This is a genomic window from Desulfovibrio sp. (assembly GCF_019424165.1).
In the GTDB taxonomy this organism is placed as follows: domain Bacteria; phylum Desulfobacterota; class Desulfovibrionia; order Desulfovibrionales; family Desulfovibrionaceae; genus Desulfovibrio.
Map to the genome: position 1 here is coordinate 273,172 of NZ_JAHZAA010000001.1, position 18,806 is coordinate 291,977.

The 18,806-nt window shown below is 58.4% G+C and carries 14 protein-coding genes and 1 pseudogene; 6 read left to right on the forward strand and 9 right to left on the reverse strand.

The features are described 5' to 3' along the window. Window positions 1-33 precede the first annotated feature (33 nt). The 7 genes from QZ377_RS01060 to QZ377_RS01090 all read right to left on the reverse strand — a co-directional run bounded on the left by QZ377_RS01060 (window position 34) and on the right by QZ377_RS01090 (window position 7,335). Window positions 34-588: a GAF domain-containing protein gene (locus tag QZ377_RS01060; RefSeq protein WP_291438740.1), complete on the reverse strand. Its 555-nt coding sequence runs from the start codon at window positions 586-588 to the stop codon at window positions 34-36. A 185-nt stretch (window positions 589-773) separates the two neighbouring features. Continuing rightward, on the reverse strand, window positions 774-1,115 hold the full coding sequence (locus tag QZ377_RS01065; protein ID WP_291438742.1) for a polymer-forming cytoskeletal protein: 342 nt from the start codon (window positions 1,113-1,115) through the stop codon (window positions 774-776). 25 nt (window positions 1,116-1,140) lie between these two features. After that, window positions 1,141-2,247 carry a rod shape-determining protein RodA gene (gene rodA, locus QZ377_RS01070; RefSeq protein ID WP_291438743.1) on the reverse strand — a complete coding sequence of 369 codons (1,107 nt, stop codon included), beginning with the start codon at window positions 2,245-2,247 and terminating at the stop codon, window positions 1,141-1,143. A gap of 374 nt (window positions 2,248-2,621) precedes the next feature. Further along, a complete protein-coding gene (mrdA, locus tag QZ377_RS01075) occupies window positions 2,622-4,544 on the reverse strand; it encodes a penicillin-binding protein 2 (RefSeq protein WP_291438744.1) in 1,923 nt (640 codons plus the stop codon). Then, window positions 4,528-4,998: a hypothetical protein gene (locus QZ377_RS01080; protein WP_291438746.1), complete on the reverse strand. Its 471-nt coding sequence runs from the start codon at window positions 4,996-4,998 to the stop codon at window positions 4,528-4,530. Before QZ377_RS01080 ends, mrdA begins: the two co-directional genes overlap by 17 nt. Further along, window positions 4,995-5,885, reverse strand: a complete 891-nt coding sequence (gene mreC, locus QZ377_RS01085; RefSeq protein ID WP_291438747.1) for a rod shape-determining protein MreC — start codon at window positions 5,883-5,885, stop codon at window positions 4,995-4,997. Before mreC ends, QZ377_RS01080 begins: the two co-directional genes overlap by 4 nt. Before the next feature lie 409 nt (window positions 5,886-6,294). Further along, window positions 6,295-7,335, reverse strand: coding sequence for a rod shape-determining protein (locus QZ377_RS01090; RefSeq protein ID WP_012623816.1), 1,041 nt, complete (start codon window positions 7,333-7,335; stop codon window positions 6,295-6,297). 241 nt (window positions 7,336-7,576) lie between these two features. On the opposite strand from QZ377_RS01090, the gene QZ377_RS01095 reads away from it, so the two are divergent. Beyond that, the gene (locus tag QZ377_RS01095; RefSeq protein ID WP_291438750.1) at window positions 7,577-8,620 is read left to right on the forward strand and encodes a radical SAM protein; all 1,044 of its coding nucleotides are present in this window, start codon (window positions 7,577-7,579) and stop codon (window positions 8,618-8,620) included. A gap of 22 nt (window positions 8,621-8,642) precedes the next feature. Here the strand turns inward: QZ377_RS01095 and QZ377_RS01100 are convergent, their stop codons facing one another. Together QZ377_RS01100 and QZ377_RS01105 are read right to left on the reverse strand one after the other, a co-directional pair. Continuing rightward, on the reverse strand, window positions 8,643-10,448 hold the full coding sequence (locus QZ377_RS01100; RefSeq protein ID WP_291438752.1) for a methyl-accepting chemotaxis protein: 1,806 nt from the start codon (window positions 10,446-10,448) through the stop codon (window positions 8,643-8,645). A 699-nt stretch (window positions 10,449-11,147) separates the two neighbouring features. Beyond that, the gene (locus tag QZ377_RS01105; protein WP_291438753.1) at window positions 11,148-12,272 is read right to left on the reverse strand and encodes a TOBE domain-containing protein; all 1,125 of its coding nucleotides are present in this window, start codon (window positions 12,270-12,272) and stop codon (window positions 11,148-11,150) included. Between the two features lie 155 nt (window positions 12,273-12,427). Between QZ377_RS01105 and modA the strand changes: the two genes are divergently transcribed. From modA to QZ377_RS01130, 5 genes and pseudogenes are all read left to right on the forward strand, one after another. Continuing rightward, entirely contained in the window at window positions 12,428-13,180 is a 753-nt protein-coding gene (modA, locus tag QZ377_RS01110) for a molybdate ABC transporter substrate-binding protein (protein ID WP_291438754.1), read from the forward strand. Between the two features lie 197 nt (window positions 13,181-13,377). After that, a complete protein-coding gene (modB, locus tag QZ377_RS01115) occupies window positions 13,378-14,058 on the forward strand; it encodes a molybdate ABC transporter permease subunit (protein WP_291438764.1) in 681 nt (226 codons plus the stop codon). Continuing rightward, window positions 14,055-14,831, forward strand: coding sequence for an ATP-binding cassette domain-containing protein (locus QZ377_RS01120; RefSeq protein WP_291438756.1), 777 nt, complete (start codon window positions 14,055-14,057; stop codon window positions 14,829-14,831). Before modB ends, QZ377_RS01120 begins: the two co-directional genes overlap by 4 nt. A 988-nt stretch (window positions 14,832-15,819) precedes the next feature. After that, window positions 15,820-16,962, forward strand: a complete 1,143-nt coding sequence (gene alr, locus QZ377_RS01125; RefSeq protein WP_291438757.1) for an alanine racemase — start codon at window positions 15,820-15,822, stop codon at window positions 16,960-16,962. Window positions 16,963-17,186: 224 nt separating this feature from the next. Continuing rightward, window positions 17,187-18,574: pseudogene (locus tag QZ377_RS01130) on the forward strand (amino acid permease). The last annotated feature ends 232 nt before the right edge of the window (window positions 18,575-18,806 follow it).

Genomic DNA, 18,806 nt, shown 5'->3' on the forward strand with positions numbered 1-18,806 from the left:
GCGGCCATGCGCGGAATACCCCGTACCCGCGTGTTAGTCTTCGTACACCGAGTAGGCGTGCTTGCTCATCAGCTCGTAGTTGTTGCGTAGCGCCTCATGCAGGCGCGCGTTTTCAATGGCAAGAGCCGAAATGGCGGCCACGGCTTCCATAAAGGTCTGTTCATCGGGGGTGAATTCGCGCTCTTCGGCGGAGTACACGCGAATGAGGCCGATGGCCTTGCCGTCCACCATGAGGGGGGCTGAAAGAACGGAAACCAGGCCCTCGGTTTTGGCTGATTCAGGATATTGAAAGCGGCCGTCGGCAGCGGCATCCTTGAGGTGAATGGTTTTTCCGGCCAGAACTTCGCCGTCCATGCCGCTGCGTTTCACCTCTACCGGCCCTTTGCGCAGGTAGGTGGCGGAAAGGCCGTAAGCTGCGCTGGGCAGCAGAAAGCGGCCCGTGCTGTCCAGCAGGCGGATGGTGCTGGCCTTGCAGCCCATGGTGCAGGCGGTCTGTTCCGTGATTTTGTGCAGAACGTCCTTGGGTTCAAGGCTGGAGTTGATGACCAGCGCCACATCTCTGAGTGCGCGGAAGTAATCTTGTGCCATGTGTGCCTCCTTGAAGAAAGCGGTGCAAAAGAATCCGGCTGAGGCGGCATGACCGCCAAAGCCATGTATCCGTATCGGTGTTGAAATATTCTCGATTCAGAGTATGCGCTATTTTTCTCATCGGGGCAATGCGCCTCTGACGACGCGCGCGCGGGTATTTGCCGCGCCGCAGTAAAGGGCGTTGGCTACGCCTTTACCTTGCCGCAGCCCTGCATGCTCACCTGCCCCTCAATGATCCCGCCTTCTTCGGTAAGAAGCACAGGGGTCTGCACCTGGCCTTCCAGAACGCCGGAGCCGTAGACAACCACACGGCGACGGGCCGTAACCTCACCGGTAAAGCGGCCGGAAAGCAGCAGTTCGCCCACGTCGAGGCTGCCGGTGACCAGGGCGTCTTTGCCCACATTGAGCGTGCCTTCGCTGACAATTTCACCGTTGAACTTGCCTTCAATACGCACAGTACCCTTGAAATGCAGTTTTCCTTCGTAAACAGTATCGGAACCGAGATAGGCTATTTCGTCCTTGGCCACAGCGAACTCCCCGTTGGATTGACAATTATCCCTTAAACATGAAGCGCCGCATGGACACATTGAGCACAATGCCCAGCAGCGTGAAATTAACTACGGTGGCGCTGCCGCCATAGCTGATGAAGGGCAGTGGAATGCCCACCACCGGCATGATGCCTATGACCATACCCATATTGATGAGTATCTGCCAGAAAAAGTAAAAAAATACTCCTACCACCAGCATGCTGCCAAAACGGTCTTTGGCCTGCGCGGCAGTGGAGAAAATGGACAGCAAAAACAGGCAGAACAGGGTCACCAGGGCCACGCAGCCCACAAAGCCCCATTCTTCGCCGAAAACCGCCACGGCAAAGTCGGAGTGCCGTTCGGGCAGAAAGCGCAACTGGCTTTGCGTGCCTTCCTTGAAACCTTTGCCCCAAAGTTCGCCCGAGCCGATGGCAATGCGCGACTGAATGATGTGGTAGCCCGTGCCGCGCGGGTCTGTGGTGGGATCAAGAAAGGTCAGGATGCGCTGGCGCTGGTAGTCGTGCATGCCCACAAACCACATGAAAGCCCCAAAGCAGGGTACGGCAAGCAGGCAGGTTTTGAGCACATAGCCCTTGAGGCCGTGGAACAGGATCATGCCCGCCAGAATAAGCAGGATCAGCATGGTTGTGCCGAGGTCGGGCTGTGTGACGATGAGCGCGCAGGGCAGCAGGCAGACAGCGGCTATGGAGATAAAGTCTTTCCAGCCCAGTGGGCTGCCGTCGCGCGCAAGCAGCCGCGCGGCCAGCACCAGCACCGAAAGCTTTGCCAGTTCTGAAGGCTGCACACTCATAAAGCCCAGTGAAAGCCAGCGCTTGGCCCCGTAAACGGTTTTGCCCGCAATGGGTACAAGCAGCAGAAGCAGCAGGGTCAGAAAAAAGAACGGCCACGCCAGGTTGCGCAATTGCCGATAGTCAAAGGTCATTGCAAGCAGCATGCAGGCCAGGCCGCACAGGCCCCAGATGATCTGCCGCTGGTAAAAACTGTTGAAGGCCAGACCGGTTTCCATCCGCGTGCCGCTGGCCGAATACAGGTTGCCCACGCCCACAAGATAGAGCAGCAGCATGCAGGCCAGCAGGCCCCAGTTGATGTAGCTGAACAGACTTTTGTCCATACGGTCTTACCTGGTCAAAAAAACATGCGTTTGCGCGGTCTCTGGCTGCTGTGCCGCCGTATTTTTCCGTGTTCCGCGCTGCCGGATTCGCCGGCACAGCGTTGGAAGTTCTTCTTTTTCCGGGCGCACAGCCCAGGAACATGTCAGGATAGTGGCCCGGCAACGCGCGGGAAAACAGCACAATATGGCGCAGGCGCTGTTGAAAACATGTTTCCGGCGGGCGCTTTTGGGCGCTCCCCAATGTCGTGGGCGTGCCTGCCGCTTCTCTATGCCCGCGCGGGAATGTTCACCGAGGCATAAACTATGTGCGCTGTTGCGGCATGTTGCGCCGCCCATGCCGGTCAATCCGGCCAGAGCGGTTTGCCACGCAACGCCTAGTCTGTCCGTCCGCCGGGGCTGGCCGGCGCAGGTACCGGCACGGGCGCCGCAGGCGATCCGGGGTCAGGGCCAAAGAGATGCTCGTATACCTTTTTGGCTACCGGGCCTGCCACGCTGGAGCCACCACCGCCGTGCTCCACCATAACCACCACCACATATGCCTTGCCGTCCTTGACGCCCCAGGTAGTGATCCAGGCGTGGTCGCGCTGGGCATATTCCATTTCATGCGTGCGCAGGCGACGGTCTCCGGCGGCCATCTTGAGCTTGACCACCTGGGCCGTGCCGGTTTTGCCGCCCATGTCGGCGTCCTTGCGGTTCACGACTCTTGCTGTGCCGCTGGTGGCCGTCTTGCGCATGGCCTCAACCACAAAATTGAGGGTTGCCGCCTTGGCGGGAATATTTCCCTTGATTTCACGATGGGCATCGTCCAGCAGTTGCGGCTTGAGCAGGTTGCCGCCGTTGAGCAGGGCCGACACAAAAACAGCCATCTGCACCGGGGTGACAAGGGTGTAGCCCTGGCCGATGGACACGTTGTACGTTTCACCGCGCACCCAGGGGCGCCCGAAGCGGCGTTTTTTCCATTCCTTGGAAGGTACGAGGCCGGATTTTTCGTGCGGCAGGTCAATGCCTGTGGGGCGGCCGAAGCCGCTAGCCTTGGCAAATTCCTCTATCTTGTCAATGCCCATGCGCTCGCCCATCTGGTAAAAGTACACGTCGCAGGAGTTGACCAGTGCGCTCTGCATGTCTTGTGAGCCGTGCCCGCCGCGTTTCCAGCAGCGGAATATCTGGTTGCCCAGCTTGACCTGCCCCGGACAGAACACGCTTTCGCGCGGGTTGACGCCACGTTCAAGCAGCATGGCCGCTATGATCAGCTTCCAGACGGAACCGGGCGGGTACACGCTTTGAATAACGCGGTTTTGCAGGGGAAAGCGGCTGTTGGTGCGCAGCGCGTCCCAGTCGCGCTGTGAAATGCCTGCCGCAAACAGGTTGTTGTCGTAGGCCGGGGATGTGACCAGTGCGCGCAGTTTGCCCGTATCCGGCTCCATCACCACCACGCAGCCCGCTTCGCCGCCCAGGGCGTTCCAGGCGGCTTCCTGAAGGTCCCTGTCCAGCGAAAGGCGTATTTCCTTGCCGCCGCGCGGCTCATCGCGCAAAAATTTACCCAGCACGCGGGAATGGGCGTCCACTTCCACGTCATACAGGCCCTTGCGCCCGCGCAACTGCTTTTCCAGCTCCAGCTCCAGCCCCTGCTTGCCCACAAGGTCGCCCATGGCCAGGGCGCTGTCTGCGGCCATTTCCTGCTCGTTGGCTTCGGCCACATAGCCGAGCACGTGCGCGAACAGGTCTTTTTCGGGATAGCTGCGCTTGGTGCGCACAACAATTTCCAGACCGGGCCATGCATGAATTTCGGATTCGATGCGGGCCACAAGGTCAAAATCAATGTCGGTGATCATGAGCAGAGGTTCAAATGATTTGACCTTGAACCTGTCCTGCCGGAATTTTTCCCATATCTGGGGCAGGGGAATACCTGACCATGCGCTGATCTGGGCCAGGGTGGCAGGTATGTCGGGGCAGTCTTCGCGCACGAGGGAAAGGCCGTAGGCCGTGCGGTTGTCGGCCAGCACCTTGCCCTGATCGTCCATGATGCGCCCGCGCGGGGCGAAGATGCGCTCGATGCGCAGGCGGTTGTTCTGCGCCTGCTGGGCAAATTCCGCACCGCGATGCATCTGCAGGTACCAGAAGCGCACCACAAGCACGAAGAACAGCAGGCCCACCAGAATCTGAAGCAGGATGATCCCGCCCCGAGGAGGCTGGTAGCGCTCGCCCTCTACCTGGATTTTGAGCCAGGAGCGTATGCCTTTGCGGGCGTGTTTATCTTTCGCGCCCAGCAGGCTGTTCTTTTTAATTTTCCGCAGCATGGGCCTTTCCGTGTCGGGTAGCCACCAGAAGTTTCCAGGCAAAAGGAATAAATATGGCCTGGATAAGGCTTTTGTCCAGTGTGTCCTGAAAATTGAAGGGCAGATTCTGCAAGGGGGCCATGAGCCAGGCTACGGCAAAATACGCCGCGCCCAGGCAGGCCGAAAGCAGAAAGATGAACAGGAAATTTTCTGCCTCAAACAGCCAGCGGCCCATGCGGAACAGCACAATAACGGCTATATACCATACGATGACACCGCCGAAGACCCTGGTTCCCATGCCCTCTTGCAGCAAGATGAAGAGAGGCAGCAGCCAGAGCATGTTTTTGTAGTCGCGCTCCTGCAAAAGTATGATGAGCCCCACGGTCATGACATCCAGCCCCGGTATGAAGGCCTGAATGCCTACAGCCGCGGCCAGAAAGCACAGCCACCAGATGACGTCGCGCAGGGTGCTCATGGGGTGGGGCGTCCGGGCGTGGGCGGCCCGTGAATTTCTTTGGGCGGCGCGCCCAGGTCAGGGGGCGGGGCCACACCGGTGGGTTCAAGCAGAAGCACTTCTTCAAGGTGATGCAGATCCACCAGCGGTTCGGCCTTGATAGCCATAAACTGGGTATAGTCCGACGGCGCCACGCTGAGTACCCTGGCAACAGGTATCCCCTTGGGATACTTGCCGTCCAGGCCGGAGGTAATGAGTATTTCGCCCTCGTTTACCCTGGTTGCGCGCTGCACGAAATTGACTTCAAGGGGCTGGCCGGTTCCCTGTCCAGCCAGGATGCCGGGGGCGCGGCTTTCTTGCGAAAATACGGCAATGCGGCTGCCGGGGTCTGTGAGCAGCAGGGCAATGGCGCTGTGGGCGCTGGCCTTGAGCACGCGGCCCACAAGGCCAAGGTGTGTCACAAGGGGGGTGCCGGGCCTGCCGCCCGTGCTGTAGCCCCGGCTGATGGTCACACTGTCGAGAACGGCATTGGGACCCATGCGGCCGGAAAGCACGCGCGCGCCCAGGGGCCGCCAGCTCTGGTCTACCGGAAGCTGTATGAGGGCGCGCAAGCGCTTGAGCTCGGCCATGTCTTCGCCATTGGCCAGCAGCCGGGCTTCCATTTCATCAACGCGCTGCCGGAGTATTTCGTTTTCTTCGCGCACGGCCACAAGGTCAAAGTAGCGGTCCCACATGTCCTGGGCCGAGTCCTGAACGGCGCGTAGGGGCTTGAGCACGGCCCCGGCCAGCTCCAGGCCCACTTCAGCGGCCAGGTTGTCCAGCGCGCGCGTGCGCTGGTTCCATGAATACATGGCCAGAAAGAGGATGAGCAGTATGCCCGCAAGGATAATAATGCGCCGCAGGGTCACAAGCAGAAACTCCAGTAGGGCCGCCGCAAGCGGGGCTGGCCGCAGCCCGGCAAGGGGGTGCGTGCCGCCGGCGGCGTGGGCCGATGAAAAACCGCGTTTTTTGCCCGGTGATCATTACGCCCGTTACAAAGGCAGGGCGTGACAGGTCAATGGAACCAGAACTGTTTTATTGTATCATTGCTCTGACGGCAACGCGGGCAGGCCTTCGCCACAAAGGCGCAAGCCAGTTTGTCCGCGCGCTGGGCCGACAAGGGACGTGTTGTAAAAATCCTGAGAATACTGTTCCCAAAATCAACGTGGCCTTGCTGTTAAAACACAAGCAACGCCGCGCCGGATTTGTGTATTCCAGCGCGGCGCCGTTGCTAAGTCCGGTACTGTCGAATTGAGATACGCGCACGTGCCGCACAGATCAGTCGATACACACTTCTTTAAGAATGTGCAGGTTGTCCATGGCCTTGCCGGTACCCACAACCACGGTGGACAGGGGGTCATCCACTACCGTGATGGGCAGTGACGTTTCCTCGCGCAAGAGCTGGTCCAGCCCCTTGAGCAGCGCGCCGCCGCCTGTAAGAACAATGCCCCGGTCCACAATATCCGCCGCCAGTTCGGGCGGGGTCTGTTCCAGAGCGATGCGCACGGCCTGCACAATACTGTCCACCTGTTCGGAAATGGCCTTGCGCACTTCCTCGGAGGTGATGATGATATTCTGGGGAATGCCCGTTACAAGGTCGCGGCCTTTGACTTCTATCTGCTGTTCGGGGTCCAGCGGGTAGGCCGAGGCGATCTTGATCTTGATTTCTTCAGCCGAAGATTCGCCAATGAGCATGTTGTACTTGCGTTTGACGTGGGTCATGATGGCTTCGTCCATCTTGTCGCCGCCCACCCGTACCGAGCGGGAATACACGATGCCCGAAAGGGAAATGACCGCTACTTCGGTGGTTCCGCCGCCGATGTCCACCACCATGTTGGAGGTAGGCTCCTGGATGGGCAGATCCGCGCCGATGGCTGCGGCCATGGGTTCTTCGATCAGGTACACTTCACGTGCTCCGGCAGACTGGGCCGATTCTTTCACGGCGCGCTTTTCCACCTGGGTGATGCCCGTGGGCACGCAGATCATGATGCGCGGGCGCACCAGGCGGCGTGAATTATGTACCTTGGCGATAAAGTGGCGCAGCATGGCCTCGGTCACCTCAAAGTCGGCGATAACGCCGTCTTTCATGGGACGTATGGCCCAGATATTGCCGGGGGTTCTGCCGAGCATGCGCTTGGCGTCCTGCCCCACGGCCAAAACCACGTTGTTGCCGCGCGGGTCCTTTTTAACGGCCACCACCGAAGGCTCGCGCAGTACAATACCGTGTCCCTTGACGTAGACGCAGGTATTGGCCGTGCCGAGGTCGATGGCCAGGTCGTTGGAAAACATGCCTAATGCGAAATCCAGAATCTTGGACATTACTCTAACTTGCCTCACTGTGCTGGTCTGCGTATCTTCGCTGCGGATGGATTTATCACGTCAAGTTCAAGGGCAACGCCCCGCGCCGATGTGCGAATAAGGCGGGGGGCGGCAAAAAATCGGTAACGTCAGGCTGAAAACTGTTCTGCTAAATCGGGCGTGAAGTCAAGATGGCTGGGGCGAGGTTCAAAATCTTTGTCCCGCCGGTTCTTGCCTTTTTCCGCCTTTAGGGCTTGTAAACATGCTGCGTTGGCATACTCTGGCCGTGTATTTTCGTCGTAAATACGGTACACGGGTGCAAAAAATTCCACTTGACGCGGGGGCGTCCTGCCCCAACCGGGACGGTTCGCTTTCACGCCGGGGCTGCACGTTCTGCAATGCCGCCGGTTCAGGCTCCGGTCTGGGTGTACGCGGCTTTTCGCTCGAAGAACAGTGGCGGGCATGGCTTGAAAAATATCGTACCACTGACGCCGACAGGGCCTTTATGGCCTACCTTCAGTCCTACTCCAATACCTATGGTCCCCCGGAACGCCTGCAACTTCTGCTCCAACAGGTGGCTGCCTTGCCCGGCTGCCTTGGCGTTGCCGTGGGTACACGGCCCGACTGTCTCGGCCGGCGCAAGCTGGATATGCTTGCCGCCTGCCGGATGCACGCCAGTGGAAACGACCCGGAGGATGTGCACCACTATACGCGAAATGCCCATGGAGACAATGGGGGCAAAATGGGCTTCGGCGGCATGGAAAACAGCGGCCTTTCCGAAGTCTGGCTGGAGCTTGGACTGCAAAGCGTTCACAATGCCACGCTCAGGCGCATCAACAGGGGGCATGATGCCGCCTGCTCTGAAACTGCCGTGCGGCAGGCCGCCGAGCGCGGACTTGCCGTATGCGGTCACCTTATGGCCGGGCTGCCCGGCGAGGACGAGAGGGCCTTTCTGGAAAGCCTGGACTGGGCGCTTTCGCTGCCGCTCAGCGGCCTCAAGCTGCACAACGTCTATGTGCCGCGCGGCACGGCCCTGGCCCGCCTTTATGAAGAAGGCGGCTATCACCCGCTGGCCCGCGACGAATACGTGGACCTGCTCTGTACGGCGCTACCGCGCATACCTTCGGCCATGATCATGCACCGGGTGCAGAGCGATCCTGCCCCCGGCGAACTGCTGGCGCCGGACTGGGCCGCGGAAAAGCGCGGCGTCATTACCGACCTGCGGCGCGCCCTGACTGCCCGCGACCTCTGGCAGGGCAAAGCGGCAGATGTGCCGGACATGCGGCCGGAATGGTACGGCGGCTGAGGGCGCGTTACAAAGCGGCCGTCTAGGCCCGCTTCATGTCCTGGATAAGCTCCGCAAGCTTTTGCGCCTGTGCCGCGAGGCCGGTCACGGCGCTGGCGGCCTCGCCCATGGCGACGGCGGTGTGGCGCGACATGTCGTTTACTTCCACAATGCTTCTGTTGATCTCTTCGCTGGCGGCGGACTGCTCCTCGCTGGCGGCGGCGATGGCGTTGATCTGGTCTGTGGTTTCCTCGATGTTGGTCACAATTTCCTCAAGGGCCGTGCCGGACTGCCCGGCCAGACCGTTGGCCTCGCTGATGGCGTCGACGGCGTTTTCCACCCCGGTCATGCTTTGCCGCGTGCTGTCCTGAATGGCGCGTATGGCTTCCGCCACGTCACTGGTGGACGTCATGGTTTTTTCGGCCAGTTTGCGCACCTCATCAGCCACCACGGCAAAGCCGCGTCCTGCGTCACCGGCGCGGGCGGCTTCAATGGCGGCATTGAGGGCCAGCAGGTTGGTCTGGTCCGCGATATCTGAAATGACGTTCATGATTCTGCTGATGGCCAGGGCATGCTCGTTGAGTCTGGCCATGTCATCCTTGAGCGCCAGGGAATGTTCCTGCACGCGGGCGATGCTGCTCATGGCGTCGTGCACGATGCGCGCACCCGTCAAGGCCTTGTCGCGGGTGTCCATGGATGCTCCGGAGGCCATGCCGGCGTTTTTGGCCACTTCCTGCACGGTGGCGTTCATTTCGTTCATGGCGGTGGCTGCTTCCGCAAGCCGCTGTGATGATTCCGCCGCGCCCTTGTCAGACTGCTCGATCTGTGCCGAAAGTTCGGTAGATGCCGAAGAAAGCACCCCGGCAATGCCTTCAAGCTGCCCGGCGGCGGCAAGCATGCCGTCCCTGCGCGCGGTTTCAGCCTGAGCCTGCGCCTTTTCGGCGCGATCCTGCGCGGTTTTGGCCTGTTCCAGAGCTTCCGCGGCCTCAAGGGTTTTTTGTGCCGCCTCCTGCACGCGGCTGTGCAGGTTTGTGATCATGGTTCCGAGTGAAGTGTGCAGGGCGCGGATTTCCAGAGGGCTTGAAGGCTTTATGGCTGTGAGATGGTCCAGGCGCCCGGCGGCCACCTCTTCGGCCTCGGCAGTAAGCTGGAGCAGCGGCGGGCAGATGCGCCGCGTCACGCCCCAGGCAATAAACAGGATAAGTGCAAGAATGCCCGCGCCAAGCGCGGCCTGCACCCGGCTGTAGCGGTTCTGGCTTTCAGTGACCATGCTGGTAATGCGGCTGCGCTCCTTGTCAACGCCGTCAATATATACGCCCGTGCCGATAATGACATCCGTACCCGGAACAAGCTGCGCGTAGCTCAGCTTGGGCTGTACGCCCGCTCCCGCTTTTTCAAAATGGTAAAGGACAAAGCCGCCGCCTTTCCGGGCGGCATCAATAAGATCGCGAATAAAGGGAACTCCGTTGGAGTCTTTCAGGTCAATAAAGTTTTTTCCGTTCTGGGATTTGTTGATCGGCACATTTATGCGTGTTCCGTCTGTCTTGTAGGTAAACAGATAGCCTTCTTCATCGGGAAAAAAGCGCTGAAAGTCTGTAAGTTCTTCAATGAGGGCGTATTTTTCTTCCGGGCTGGCCGCATCTTCAAGGCTGCGGGCAAGGGTCTGCGCGGCAAGTTCCACCGTATGCTTGAGCCCGTATTCATATTTTGCCTTCAGCGCTGCGGACATCTGCGGCAGGGTTATGTCGTCGAGCACCAGCTTTGAGATGTACATGTTGCTGAAAAACAGTGTCCCCATACCCAGGGTGAAGACCAGACAAAGTATAACAAGCCACGCTTTTACGTTCATGTTGATGCCTCGACGTGTGATGTGTGACAATATGTCGCGGGTAAAAAGCAGCAGGCCGCAGGGGAGGGCTGTGCGGCCGGATACTGCAGGAAATATGGGCTGCGGGCGTAAGGGGCGGTGCTGTGGATTGCATGCCGGTACATCGGAGGTGCAGCCGAACAGCCGACAGTATTTCGGTTTCTGTATTTCAGAAAAACAATACAGTTAAATATATATAAGGTCAAAGGTATAGTTTTATAGAAGGCGAGTGTTGCGCTGGCATCCATGCCGGTATGGGCGAATGGCAGCCACAGGCTGCCTGCACATGAAAGGTGTTGCGCCGGGGACACAAAAAAGGCGCATATCTGCCAAACGCGGCGGCTTTTGCGGGTCTGGTCCGGCGACGGTCTGTGGGGTGCCGCCGGGGCATGCCTGTTTCAGGGGGGATGGGCCGGGGGCGCTCATGCCTCCGGCGATATGAGGGCAACGTTACTTTGAAAATGTTACTTTGAAACGGTTCCGGTGGTTGCGTGGGCGGCCATAGCCGTTGCCCGGAGGGCTTACGGCCACGGCAGGGTTGTGCCGTTACGCTGCCAAACGCCGCGGAAAGCACCGTGCGCTTTTTTGGGGTACAGCTTTTCAACGGTAAAATACTTCAAGGCGCGGCAGTGTATGGACACTGCCGCGCCGGAGTACATCGACCGTGTTTGGCAACAGCCGCTAATCCAGATTGAGAATGACAGAAAAAGACTTGAAAAGCACAGTGGCCTTCTGCCCGGCCTTCAGTCCGCAGGAAGGGTTCTGTCCGCCGCTCTGGATGGCGCATACCAGGCTGCCTTCCGGCAGGGCCACCAGCACTTCGGCCACCATCTGGTCTTCGCGCACACGCTCCACCACGCCCACAAAGCAGTTTTCCGCCGGGGGAGCCGCGTTTTTTGACAGTTCTCCCGGCGCTACCAGAACCCAGGGAGCCTTTACGCTGGCATTGACCAGCTTGCCTTCGGCCAGAGCCAGCGTGCGACAGCTTTCATCTGTAATAAGCGATACAATACGCAGGCCGCCCGCCGTGCGCATGGCGACTTCCACCATTATGCCGGTCTGGCGCAACGAAGTGATGCGACCTTGAAAAACGTTTCTGGCGCTGGTTTTCATAGGCCGCTCCCTTTGCAGTTGTTCTCGCAGAAGGCGTCGCGCCTCCTGCAGATCGCAGCGCACAATGCCGCTCTGTCCCGGCGCGGCGCGGCGCCCCAGAAAAATATCCACCACGGGCAGGGGCAGACCCTGCCGCCCCAGTTCCAGAGCGCGGCTGTGGCGCAGGGCGCGCGCGCTCAGCAGCCCTTTGGGCAGGCCGCAGGCGGCTCCGCACTGCTGCAGGCAACGGCGCACATAACTCGCGTCGCAACGCAGAAGATCGTGGCTTTCAGGAAAAAGCGCGGGATCTTCCAGCACGCGCCGCAGGCGGCGGCTCACGGTAAGGGGCAAGGGAACCTCACGGCCGGGGGCGCCGTTGCTGTCAGGCAGGCGGATGATGCCTTCCTGCAAATCCATATGCCCCGGCTTGAGGCTGAAAATTTCCACCAGCCGCAGGGCGGCATAGCGCAAGAGCATGAAGATGAGCCACATGCGCAGCCTTGGGCGCTTTTCGCGCGGGCCACGCGCTGCCGTGGCCCGTTCCCACAACCATGACTCCACCGCCAGCAATTCTCTGGGGCTGATGCGGCCGGTATCCTGCAACAGGGCGGCGGAGTCGCGGCGCATGAGCCGTTGGCGCAGCCACGCCCGGTCCGCGGAAGAGAGCGTGCGCAGAAGCGCGGCCATTTCCTCACGGTTTTTGTTTTTTTCCATGCCGTATCCTGTCATTTTTTAGGTCTTATACATAAAAAAATGCCGGGTTGTACAGTGTTCACGCTTTTCATGTAAAACGTGACCTCCTTGCCCGGACAAGGGGCTCCTGTATGAGTTAGTCAAAACTATCGCGTTACAACGCGAGGGAGGAGCCTATGAAAAAATCGTTCTTTTCCCGCATTTTTCTTACTCTGGCTTGTGTGGGGCTTTTGAGCCTGCCCGCGCATGCCGCCGAAATGACGGTTTCTGCGGCGGCCAGCCTTACCAATGCTTTTACCGAACTGAAAGGCATGTTCGAGAAGCAGCATCCCGGCCTGAAGGTCAATGTAAACTTTGCCGCCTCCAATCCTCTGCTCAAGCAGATTCAGGAAGGCGCACCCGTTGACGTGTTTGCGTCGGCCGACCAGGCCACCATGGACAAGGCTGCGGCCGCAAAAGTTGTGGACCCCGCCACCCGCAAGAACTTTGCCGAAAATGACCTTGTGCTTATCGTGCCTGCCGGCAGCAAAAAGCCCGCCGCCCTTGCCGATCTGAAAGCGTTCAAAAAAGTCGCCATCGGCAATCCTGATTCCGTGCCTGTGGGCCGCTACACCAAGGCTGCCCTTACCGAGGCCAAGCTGTGGGACGCCCTGCAGCCCGCCCTGATTCAGGGCAACAGCGTGCGCCAGGTGCTGGATTATGTGGCGCGTGGCGAGGTTGACGCCGGTTTCGTTTATGGCACCGATGCCAAGCAGATGGCGGACAAGGTGGATGTAGTGATGGTTGTGGGCGGTCATGAGCCGGTAACCTATCCCATTGCCGTGGCCCTTACCGGAACCAACCCCAAGATGGGGCAGGAGTTTCTGAACTTCGTGCTTTCTCCCGAAGGCCAGGCTGTTCTGGCAAAATACGGTTTTTCCAAGCCGTAGCCTGTACCGGGACGCTGTTCCGGGCGTAACGTCTGCCGTAAGCGGAGACATTTTACAGCATACAGGCCGTCGCCGCAGGGCGGCGGCCTGTATGTCCGGCTTCACGGGTTCCGCCATGGCAGAGGCGGGCGACCCCGGCGGCATTGTATGCCAGAACCGGAGCATGGCAACGATTTTTGCGGAGGAGTGGTTTTTTGATGGATTTTGACGGCATCTCCATCTGGAGCCCACTGGAGCTTTCGCTCCGGGTGGCCGGCACGGCCACCCTGGTTTCTTTTGTGGCGGCCACCCTCATGGCCTGGCTGCTGGCCCGTAAAAAAGGCCCCATGCCCGCGCTGCTGGACGCCTTGTGTACGCTGCCCCTGGTTTTGCCGCCCACAGTGCTTGGCTACTATCTCATTCTTCTGGTGGGGCGGCGCGGCCTTTTTGGCCACTGGCTGGCCGAGATGGGCATCAATCTTATATTTTCGTGGAAAGGAGCCGTGGTTGCGGCTACGGTGGTGGTCTTTCCGCTTATCTACAAGTCCGCCAGGGCCGCCCTGGAGCAGGTTGATTCGCATCTGGAAGATGCCGCCCGTACCCTTGGGGCCTCAGAATGGCGCGTATTTATCAGTGTATCGCTGCCGTTGGCCTGGAAGGGGATTTTTGCGGGGCTGATGCTGGCCTTCGCGCGGGGCATGGGCGAATTTGGCGCCACCCTCATGATCGCGGGCAATATTCCCGGTAAAACGCAAACTCTGGCCCTTGCCATTTATGACGCGTTTCAGGCAGGCAATGATGTGCAGGCCACCTGGCTTGTCATTGTGACCTCTCTGGCCTGCGTGAGCATGCTTATGGCGGCTGAACTGCTGCTCAAGCTGAAAAGGCGGCGGCGATGATTTCCTTGCGCTTGTATAAGAGCTTTAAAAATGCGGCCGTACCCTTCAGCCTGGATGTGGATTACGCAATAGGCGACGAGCACAAAAACGTCGTGCTCTTCGGGCCTTCCGGTTCCGGAAAAAGCCTGACCATGCAGTGTCTCGCCGGGCTTGTCCGGCCGGATTCCGGGCATATCCGCCTTGGCGGCCGCACCCTGTATGACGGGCAGGCCAATGTCTTTGTTCCGGCGCAGCGCCGTCGTATCGGCTACATGTTCCAGGACTATGCGCTGTTTCCTCACCTGACCCTGCTGCAAAATGTGGCGTACAGCGGCACGGGGCTTTGGCCCTGGCGCGTCTGCCCGGCCCAGCAGGAACGGGCGCAGGCCGTGCTGGAACGTTTCGGCATAGGGCATCTGGCCCGCAACCTGCCTTCACAGCTTTCCGGCGGGCAGCGACAGCGGGCGGCACTGGCCCGCGCGCTTAATGCCGGGCCGGAACTTCTGCTGCTGGACGAGCCGTTTTCGGCACTGGACCCGCTGCTGCGGGAACGCTTGCGCGAAGAGCTGCTGGAACTTATTGCCGGGCTCACCATCCCTGCAGTCATCATCACCCACGATCCGGGCGATGTGGACGCTTTTGCGGGCAGCCTGATTCTGTATGATCACGGCCACGCCAGGCTGGTTCCCGATTATGCGGCACTGCGGCGGGGGTTCGGCAGCCCGGGCCACTGCCTGCGCCATTTGCAGGAGCAGGCAACTGCCGCGGGCTGCTCTGTGGAGCCGGCCCCTTGATTTTGCGCCGTCGCCAAACAGTGTGCCCGTAAGGGCGCGGCAGCATACGGCCACCGCGACTCCGGCCGTATGCTGCCGCCAGCCGGGCCTGCCCCGGCCTGCTGCCACAGCCACGGCATCCTGCTTTTTTCTGCCGTGCACGAGCCGTTAACAGTCTGAAGAATCCCGACTGCCTGCATCCTGCCTTCTGCCTTTATGCATCCCGGCACAGGGCCTGCCTTGGGGCGGACACCACAAAAAACTGCTTCTGAACCAGGCTCTCTGTATTTCTGCTTTTGCTTCAGCGTAGCTGGCCGCCGCATTTTCTGCTGCAGCCTCACTCTGTAGTGCCGATGACATCTGCCAGATAAACAAAAAAATTGTCTTCACGATGGGCGAAAATGCTATTTTTGAAAAAAGCATTGTATTTATAGCTAATTGAGTGGTAAAGAAAATTTACAAAAGTTTGTAAGTTCTATTGAAAAAACGGTTGCCGCATGCTGGTTGAACGCTCGACCTATGAGCGCCTGGAATCCGCAAATGGAGCGGGTTTTTCGATTTCAGTAGTGGTTTTTTTCAGGAAAAAAAGATGCCGGTAAAATCAGATGACGCGGCTTTTTAGACCTGAATATTTTACCGGTTTTGATTTTTTTTACGGTAACCACCTATTAAGAATGAAAGTTAAAAAAGTAACAAATTAGACGTTTCAGTATGCGCACAAAATTTTTTGTAAGCATGGACACCGCCATATTCACATGGTATCACTTGCTCATAGTCTAATGCCCTGATTTATAGGGGCAGTATTTTGAAACTTATGTACTTTTATAAAGGTGGCTCCGGCAGCCAATTCTTTTTGCCGCCATATTAAAAAACTGTTTTCAAGTATTTTAAGATCGTTTTTTATATTTCTTAAAAGTGTCACTAAAGGCACATGTTGTTTTTTGCGTTCTGCTTTGATGTTTCTGACGGTCTTGCACGGGTAAAAAACCCGTATGCCGGGGCGATTGTAATGAGCTTGCCCGGCACAGGAGGAAACGTGGTCAGTTTTGACAGGCCCGTGTGGGCAGAAATAGATCTTGCGGCTTTTCGTCACAACCTGCGGCAGATCAAGTCGCTTCTTCAGCCCGGCACAATCTTTTGCCCCATTATCAAGGCTGACGGCTACGGGCACGGAGCCGTGCCTCTGGCGCATGAAGCCGCCGCTATGGGGGCAGGCTATCTCGGCGTGGCTATTCTGGACGAAGCCGCGGCCCTGCGTGCTGCGGGCATAACCCTGCCCATTCTCATTCTCGGCTATACGCCGCCCCAGGCTGCCGCCTTTGTGGTCAGCAACCACATTACCCAGACCATTTTCAGCAAAGAACAGGCCGACGCCCTGTCTGCCGCAGCCGGAAACCTGGGCATGACCGTCAAGGTTCACGTCAAGGTGGATACCGGCATGACCAGAATAGGCGTGCGGCCCGAAGAGGCCGCGGCGTTCTGCTCATATGTGGCCGGGCTTGAAAACGTGCATCTTGAAGGCATGTTTACGCATTTTGCCAGTTCTGACAGCGCCGACCGCACGTACTGCCTTGAGCAGTTCGAGAGGTTTATGGCAGCTATTGCCGCTGTGGAGGCTTCGGGCATTCGACTAAGCATCCGGCACTGTGCCAACAGCGCCGCCATATTGTCCCTGCCTGAAGGCCATCTGGATATGGTCCGGGCGGGGATAATCCTTTATGGCCTCAAGCCGTCCGACGAATGCCCCATGCCCATTGATTTGCATCCGGTCATGCGGCTCAAGGCGCGGCTCGCGATGGTCAAGCAGGTTCCGCCCGGCGTGGGCGTGAGCTATGGCAGCATCTATCACACGCAGAAAGAAAGCAGCCTCGCCACCATCCCTATTGGCTATGCTGACGGATACACGCGCATGCTGAGCCGCAAGGCGCAGGTGCTGCTGTGTGGGCAGCGCGCCCCGGTGGTGGGCCGCATCTGTATGGACCAGTGCATGATAGACGTGAGCCACGTGCCGAATGCCGCCGTGGGCGATGAGGTGCTTCTTTTTGGCGGGCCTGATCTGCCCGCAGACGAAATTGCCGCCCATCTGGGTACGATCAACTATGAAGTTGTCTGCATGGTGGGCAAGCGTGTGCCAAGGGTCTACGTGGAGTAACGTTTTTCCCCCTTTGTTGAGCCGCTTGCAATATCTTGCCCGAGGAGAATGCCGCTGCTTGTCGCGGTCATGAAACTTACGGTCATATGCGGATGACCGTGCCTCGTGCCGCAATCCACATACACAACATGCCAAAGAGGAAATAAGGAGGTCCCCCCACTCACAAACCCTCGTTGTCAAAGGATTCGCATTCAAATTCGTTCAAGGTTTTGCAAGGAGACCATATGTCGAGCGAACATAAAGGTGTAACTGGTGAAAATTTAACCCGAGGGCTGGAATCCAGACATATCCAGCTTATTGCCATCGGTGGTGCCATCGGCGTGGGGCTGTTTTTGGGGTCGAGCACGGCCATCAGAACAGCCGGTCCCGGCCTGTTGCTGTCCTATCTTATCGGTGGGGCCATTATCTTCTTTGTCATGCGTGCGCTTATCCCGTGTCAGGCTCGTTCAGCGCCTATGCCAATATGTTTATGGGCCCGCGCATGGGCTATATAACAGGCTGGACCTACTGGTTCGTGTGGATCGTAACCGGCATGGCGGAAATTACGGCGGTCGGCGTGTACTGCACCTTCTGGTGGCCGGACTTGCCACAATGGATACCAGCGTTGCTGGCGCTGGTATGTATGACCACAGTCAACCTCATCTCGGTCAAACTGTTCGGCGAATTCGAGTTCTGGTTTGCTCTCATCAAGGTTGTGGTCATCATCGCCATGATCGCCATCGGTCTTGGCATCATCCTGTTCGGTATCGGCCACGGTGGCGTACCCACAGGCATCAGCAACCTGTATGCCCTTGAAGGCGGCTTTTTGCCCAACGGCATGACCGGCGTATTCATGGCGCTTTCAATGGTCATGTTCGCCTTTGTGGGGATTGAGCTTATCGGCGTTACAGCCGGTGAGGCCTGCAATCCGGAAAAATCCATCCCCTCGGCCATCAACAAGGTGCTGTGGCGTATTCTGCTGTTCTATATCGGCGCTCTTTTCGTTATCATGAGTATCTTCCCCTGGAACGAAATCGGCGTGCACGGCAGCCCCTTTGTGCTGACCTTCAAGAACATCGGCATCGCCGCCGCTGCGGGCATCATCAACTTTGTTGTGGCCACGGCGGCCCTGTCTTCGTGCAACAGCGGCATCTACAGTAACGGCCGCATGCTGTACAATCTTGCTCTGCAAAAACGCGCCCCTCAGTATTTTGCACAGACCAGCCGGGCGAACGTGCCCGCACGCGGCATCCTGGTATCTTCGTGCATCATGCTTATCGGCGTGTTTCTGAACTATATCGTTCCCGAAGAAGTCTTTCTTATCGTAACCAGCGTGGCCACCTTCGCGGTTGTGTGGATCTGGGCAACCATTATCATAGTGCAGATGAAGTCCCGTGACAGCAAAAACGCTGAAGAGGTGGCTGCCATCAAGTACAAGATGCCCTGGTACCCCTACTCCAACTACTTCGCGTTGTTCGGGCTGGCTTGCGTTTACGTGATTCTCAGCCTCGGTGACTCCACCCGCATCGCCATGATAGTGGGACCAATATGGATTATCGGCATTAACGTGATCTACAATCTGCTCGGCTGGAATAAAAAAGACGCGCAGCCAGACCTTGGCGCCGAAAGCTAGGGCGAAAAAAACACCGTTGCGGCGCGAAATTCGAGTGTACGTTTCGCATTGCCGAAATTTTGCAGCGGTTAACCCCGTACAAAAATAACGGACGCAACAGGTAAGATGCTTTGAACTGTTTGGGGCGAGAGCGTACAGGACGCTGGATGCCCGTATATGATGAACAGGTTTTACCATTAACCTTCAAGGAGCCTTATAATGAAGTTTCAGGGTATGACTATCGGTGTGCCGA